Source organism: Streptomyces anandii JCM 4720, assembly GCF_014650655.1.
GTDB lineage: Bacteria > Actinomycetota > Actinomycetes > Streptomycetales > Streptomycetaceae > Streptomyces > Streptomyces anandii.
The window spans coordinates 96,609-102,096 of record NZ_BMVJ01000024.1 but is presented as its reverse complement, the minus strand read 5'-3'; the positions used below and the strand labels follow the sequence as shown (position 1 = coordinate 102,096).

Genomic DNA, 5,488 nt, shown 5'->3' with positions numbered 1-5,488 from the left:
ACAACCACCACCGCTGCCACACCGCACTCGGCGGCCACCCACCGATCAGCCGCGTTAACAACGCTTCAGGTCAATACAACTAGGGCCTGCACGGGGTGCACAGCGATCAGCACCTCAGCGGCCATGGCCAGGCTTCCTGTCCGGCCCGGGACGCCGCTGGCACTGGTCTGCGCACCGCCGGACCTGACCCGCCCGCTTCATGCCGGCCGCTTTCCCCCTCATGGCGCCCTACGGGTGGTGGGTGGCTGTGGGTGCTCCGGGCGGTCCAGGGTCATGTTCTCCTCGGGCTCGCCCGGGTGTACACGGGTGAGTTTTGCGGGATTGGTGACCAGGTAGACGTCCGAGACCTGGTCGCCGTCCGGGGTGAGGTCCATGACCATCACGGCGTACGGGGTGTCGCCGGTGAACAGCACCGCCGCGTCGTCGCCGTTGACGCGACGGTAGCGGATGTCCGGGTCCTCGGTGCGCCGGGTGGCGTAGCCGGCCAGCATGCGGGCGGCCTTCTCCCTGCCGTGGACCGGGCGCAGCCCTGCCGCCCTCCGCGCTCCTCCGCTGTCGATCCAGACCGTCACGTCCGGGGCGAGTATCTCCATGAGCGCGCCGATGTCGCCGCCTAGGGCGGCCGCGACGAACCGCTCTGTCGCTTCGCGCCGGACGCGGGGGTGGGCGCGGTAGCGGGGGCGGCGGGCACGGACGTGCGCGCGGGCGCGATGGGCGAGCTGGCGCACGGAGGCGGGGGTGCGGTCGAGCACGCCGGCGATCTCGGTGTGGGGGTAGCCGAACACCTCGTGGAGGACGAACACAGCCCGTTCCAGGGGCGTGAGGGTCTCCAGGACCACCAACATGGCCATGGAGACCGAGTCCGTCCGTACCGCGTGCTCGGCGGTGTCGGGGGCGGGGCCGGCGGCGGCATCGGTGATCAGGGGTTCGGGCAGCCAGGGACCGACGTACGTCTCCCGGCGTGAGGCGATCGCGGCCTGCCGGGCGAGCGCGTGGTTCACCGCGATGCGTACGAGATAGGCGCGCGGACTGCCGATCTCCGCGAGCGGCGCCCGGCGGTTCCTGCCGGACCAGGACAGCCAGGTCTCCTGGAGCACGTCCTCGGTGTCGGCGACGCTGCCGAGCATGTTGTAGACGACGGAGAAGAGAAGCTCGCGGTGGTCGGCGAAGAGCCGTGTGGCGTTGTGCACCGGACCCGCCTGCCCGGGATCCGCGCCTGGCGTGTGCGGCGTGTCCTGGGCCGGTCCCGTTCGGTGCGTTGCCGCACTCTCGTCGTGGGTGGCTGCCATCGGTCGTCCTCCTGTCCGGCGCTCACTACTGAGAGGGCCGGGGCGGCCGGAATGTGACATGCCGGACGCTCCGTGCGCGGCACGGTCGTATCCGGATCTCATTTTCCGCCGCCGAGCGCCTCCTTGCGCATGACGTCGAGGAAACTCGGTGCGCCTTCCGTGGTGCGGACGTCGACGAAGGCGCGCACATGGCGGTCACCGGTCGCGTGGCGCAGCAGCGCGTTTCCGAGGTCCGCGCGTGAGGTGAACCGGCCGGGCAGACGGGAGGTGGCGACCTGGTAGTCGCTGACCTCGTCCGCGTCGAACAGGCCGGCGGGGCGGACGATCGTCCACTGGTGATCGCTGTCGCTCACGATCCGCTCCATGCGCCGCATGTCCTCGTACACGGTGCGCCCGATGGTACGGGCGATCAGGGGCTCGAGTACCGCCCGGAAGAAGAAGGTCTCGCCGGGCGCCGGTACGCCGAAGAGGACGGTCGAGGTCACGCAGACCAGGCGTCGGACTCCGTGCTTCGTCATGGCCCGCGTGATGTGGCCGATGCCGTCGGAGTACACGGTGACGGGACGTCGGCCATAAGGCACGCCGAGCGTCGAGATCACCGCTTCCTGCCCGGCCACGGCGCGTTCGACGGCGGCGGGATCGAGCACGTCGGCGCCGGCCACCCGCAGTCGTGAGTGGCTCAGCGGAAAGTCCTCGGGGTGGCGTGTGACGGCCGTGACCATGTGCCCTTCCGCGATCGCCTGCTCGGTGGCCTGCCGCCCGGTCGGTCCGTTCGCCCCGAATATCACCAGCTTCACGCGTCTTCCTCTCTCCCTGGACGGGCGGCTCCACCGGTGGGCCTGGGGCGCACACGGGGCCGTCGTCCTGATCGGTCGTGCCATATGGGAGGGAGCCGACGGCGACGAGTGTGACACCTTGCGCCCGCGCGAGGGCTGAGTCACAGTCTCGCGGCGGCGGTGGACGCGGGGTCGGCGTGCCCGGGGTCAGTCACCCGCGCGCAGGCCGCGGCTCGGTGTCGACGATGCCGAGCACGGAGCCGACGATCAGCCGTTCCAGCTCCGCGCGGCCGGCCACGTGGCGGTGGAGCCCGCGAAGCACGGCGAACACGCCTACGACCAGTGGACGGTCGACGACCTGCTCGAGTCGGCAATCCGGGCAGGGCAGACGGCGCGAGTGACGCTGTCACCGTCCCGCGCGCAGAAAGAATCATGAGCGTCGGCGTCATGCGACTGATCCCCCATGCAGGCGAGCGAAGCCGGGACACCGGCCGTCCGGCTTCCGAGGACCGTTGTCCGTTGCCGTCGGCCGACGAACGCGGACGACCTCGAGGCGGTGCCGGGACGGTCGGCCGAGCGCGAGGACGTGACTGAGTGTTCCGCGCTTCCCCGCGTTCTTGGCTGGTCCTCGCCGTGCCCGTCATGGGCCTGCTGGTGCTGACGTATGCCGCGACCAGGTCCGATCCACGCGCATCCATGGAACACCCGGCCCCCGCCCAGCCGTTGCGGGACAGTCCGCTCCCCGCCGGCGGCACCGCACGACTCTCGAAGTGCGGGGTGGACGATTGGCCGCGACCGGTACCGCGAGGGAAGGGCGAGCGCGGCAAGGATCCGCAGCTGGTGCTCACCAGCTGGGGCGCCTACGATCCGGGACCGAAGTCGCCGGGCAAGCCCCGCTTCACCGTCCACGCGGCGATCCGAACGGGCGACCGCCCGCTGTTGCTCGACGCACCGTTGGCCAAAGGCGGGGTCACGCTCGATCTCTACGGTCCGCACGGTGAGGGCGTCCGCGCTTCCGCCCGCGGGCTCACCGCGACTGTCGTGGACAGCGGTTACATGGGCAAGCCTGTCAAAGCCCCGGCGTCCGGCAGCTTCCGGGTGGATCCCGGCAAGGAGTTGCTCCTGGACGTGGACCTGCCTGCCGGGGCGGTGTGTCCTGGCCACAACCTGCTCGACGTCAACAAGTGCTCGCCCGAGGACACCAACGACTCCGCGGACTGCCCGGTGCTGACGCTCACCTTCGCCGACCCGGCGATCCGTGCGTACCGCGCCGAGACCACCGACGACAGCGCCGCCGGCTCCTTCAGCGACCGCCTTGTCGTGGTTTTCCCGGAACCGGACACCTCCGAGGTGTGAGCGGCCCGGACGGATGCCTGTGTGTGGGGATGGGCCCTCTGAGATCATCTCGGCCATGGATGACGGACGTCGGGCCTATGAAGTCCGCTACGGCTGGAACGCTCCGACGGTGAAAGGGGCACTGCTGTGCCTGCTCCTCCTCGGACTTGCCTTCGTCCCAGGTTCTCCGGGCTGGGTCGCCGCCGCGCTCGGCCTCGTGGGAACCGTCTCCTTCCTGGCGACCGCCCTGCTCGCTTGCTCACACCGGGTGGCTCTCCGCGTCGATCCCGAAGGCGTGACGCTGGGTGGCACACCCTTCGGCATCAGGACTGAGCGAATGAGCTGGCCGGAGGTCGTGTCCATCGACCTGTGGACGGAGCAGTCGCATCGCATGGTGAAGACGCCGTACATCGGTGTGCGCCACAGGAAAGGATCTGTACCCCCGCCGGAGGCCTCGAGCTTCCCCGGACTCCGGCAACTCGACGAATACCTGGCTACGCGGGTTCCCGCCGAGTTCGTGGAAGCATTCCGCGGAACCGTCCTGGCGAGCCGCTCAATGGCTCTGTGGCGCGTGGACCGTACCCGGTTGAAGGCCACGGTCCACGCGTTCGCCCCCGAGGTTCACGTCTTTGACCGTCTGGACTAGACGACCAAATCCAAGACCGCGCGCGAACGGGACGAGCTTCAGTCATCGCATGGCCAGTCCCGGCCGGCTGTCGCCTCGTGGGCGATGCGACGCCATCGTTCCTGCCCGCCGGGCAGGGGCCAGGCCCAGGTCGGCTGTGCCGCGGTGTCGAGGTCGTGCAGGAGGCGGACGAGCTGTGGGCCGGCGGTGGCGGTGCCGTCCGGGACAGTGGGACCGTGCACGGCTCGGAGTTCGGCGAAACGCGCCAGTTCATGTTCGTAGAAGTCCACCGCCTCGTCGATGCGCGTGTTCAGGTCGTCACGCGGCACCGTGCGGTGCAGTTGCAGCAGCGGGGGCTCGACCGATTCGGCGATCGCCGCGGCCAGCCGCGCATGACCGTCCAGGATCAAATGGCAGTCCAGGCCGCTGACCCACCACAACAGAACAGGTGGCAGCGTCCCTTCACGGGCTTGCTTGCGGTACGCCTTGACCCGACCGTCGTCCGCACCGGGCATCGGACGCAGCGCGAGGACCTCCCACGCACCGGAGTGGACGAACCAGTCGATGTACCCGTCAGGATGACCGTCGACGAGCACCGAGCTCCAGTACTCCGCATGTGAGACCTTGGCGTGGCGCCACCGCTGAAGCGGACTCTCGCACGACAGCAGCCATCGGCCTTCGTGCAAGGGGCTGTCGGGCGAGTCGGCGAGGTACCGCGCAAAGCGGTGCGCCCACCGCTGCGGACTCCCCGCCAGAGCACGCCCCTCATCGGCACGCAACGGCGGGACGAAGGAGCGGTACCCCTCGGTGCGCCAGAAGTCCACGCCCTGGAGCTGGTCGTCGACGACGGCCAGCAACACAGGCCGCGACAGCTGGGAGACCAACAGCCGCTGCCCGGCACTGAATACGCACAGTCCCGGCCGCTGAAGGTTCTCCACCTCCAGGCACAGGCCCACCCATGTGCCTTCACCCCGCGTGACATCGCTGCGCCGCATGCCGAGAGAGTAGACGACTGCCGAAGGAGCCTTTGGTGGCGCCCCGCGGCTGCTCGGAAGGGGTCTCCTTCGCCCACACCACCCCGCGGTCCACTGCCGCGCTTGCGGCACCGGACTGCGCATGCCCACGCGCGGTGGGAAGATTGGACAGGGATCGGGGCTACCGCAACCAGTCCGTGAGTCAGGGAGCGGCCATGACCACGAAGACCTCGACCGAGACCGTCGTGCTGGTGGCCGGGCGATGCTGGGACGGACTGGCGCGGAGGCCGTCCGGGCACACCGAAGTCGTGGTCCGCGGCGGGTGTGTCGCCGAGGTGGGCGACAGAGTCGATCGTAAGGCGGGGCGGGTGGTCGACCTCGGCGGGCGCATGCTGCTGCCCGGCTTCATCGACTGCCACCTCCACACGACGATGGACCCGTCCGCCCTGCTCACCGCGTTCGCGGCCGACGCGGCCACGGTCATCGCGC

At 70.0% G+C, this 5,488-nt stretch carries 5 protein-coding genes and 1 pseudogene; 3 read left to right on the top strand and 3 right to left on the bottom strand.

What is annotated here, in order from left to right; genetic code table 11:
- Positions 1-218: 218 nt before the first annotated feature.
- Both sigJ and IE249_RS30700 read right to left on the bottom strand, forming a co-directional pair.
- Entirely contained in the window at positions 219-1,289 is a 1,071-nt protein-coding gene (gene sigJ, locus IE249_RS30705; RefSeq protein ID WP_189710011.1) for an RNA polymerase sigma factor SigJ, read from the bottom strand.
- A 98-nt stretch (positions 1,290-1,387) separates the two neighbouring features.
- Positions 1,388-2,086, bottom strand: coding sequence for an NAD(P)-dependent oxidoreductase (locus IE249_RS30700; RefSeq protein WP_189710009.1), 699 nt, complete (start codon positions 2,084-2,086; stop codon positions 1,388-1,390).
- A 621-nt stretch (positions 2,087-2,707) separates the two neighbouring features.
- Between IE249_RS30700 and IE249_RS30695 the strand changes: the two genes are divergently transcribed.
- Complete coding sequence (locus IE249_RS30695) at positions 2,708-3,421, top strand: hypothetical protein (protein ID WP_189710007.1); 714 nt, start codon at positions 2,708-2,710, stop codon at positions 3,419-3,421.
- A gap of 55 nt (positions 3,422-3,476) precedes the next feature.
- Positions 3,477-4,046, top strand: coding sequence for a hypothetical protein (locus tag IE249_RS30690; protein WP_189710005.1), 570 nt, complete (start codon positions 3,477-3,479; stop codon positions 4,044-4,046).
- Positions 4,047-4,084: 38 nt separating this feature from the next.
- Here IE249_RS30690 and IE249_RS30685 read toward each other — a convergent pair whose 3' ends face one another.
- A complete protein-coding gene (locus tag IE249_RS30685; RefSeq protein ID WP_189710003.1) occupies positions 4,085-5,020 on the bottom strand; it encodes a hypothetical protein in 936 nt (311 codons plus the stop codon).
- 194 nt (positions 5,021-5,214) lie between these two features.
- Between IE249_RS30685 and IE249_RS39010 the strand changes: the two are divergent.
- Positions 5,215-5,488: pseudogene (locus tag IE249_RS39010) on the top strand (amidohydrolase family protein); the annotation flags it as partial.

Excerpts from the sequence above, each read along its gene's own strand:
- sigJ (WP_189710011.1), bottom strand. The coding sequence starts at position 1,289 with ATGGCAGCCACCCACGACGAGAGTGCGGCAACGCACCGAACGGGACCG.
- IE249_RS30690 (WP_189710005.1), top strand. The coding sequence starts at position 3,477 with ATGGATGACGGACGTCGGGCCTATGAAGTCCGCTACGGCTGGAACGCT.
- IE249_RS30695 (WP_189710007.1), top strand. The coding sequence starts at position 2,708 with ATGGGCCTGCTGGTGCTGACGTATGCCGCGACCAGGTCCGATCCACGC.
- IE249_RS30685 (WP_189710003.1), bottom strand. The coding sequence starts at position 5,020 with ATGCGGCGCAGCGATGTCACGCGGGGTGAAGGCACATGGGTGGGCCTG.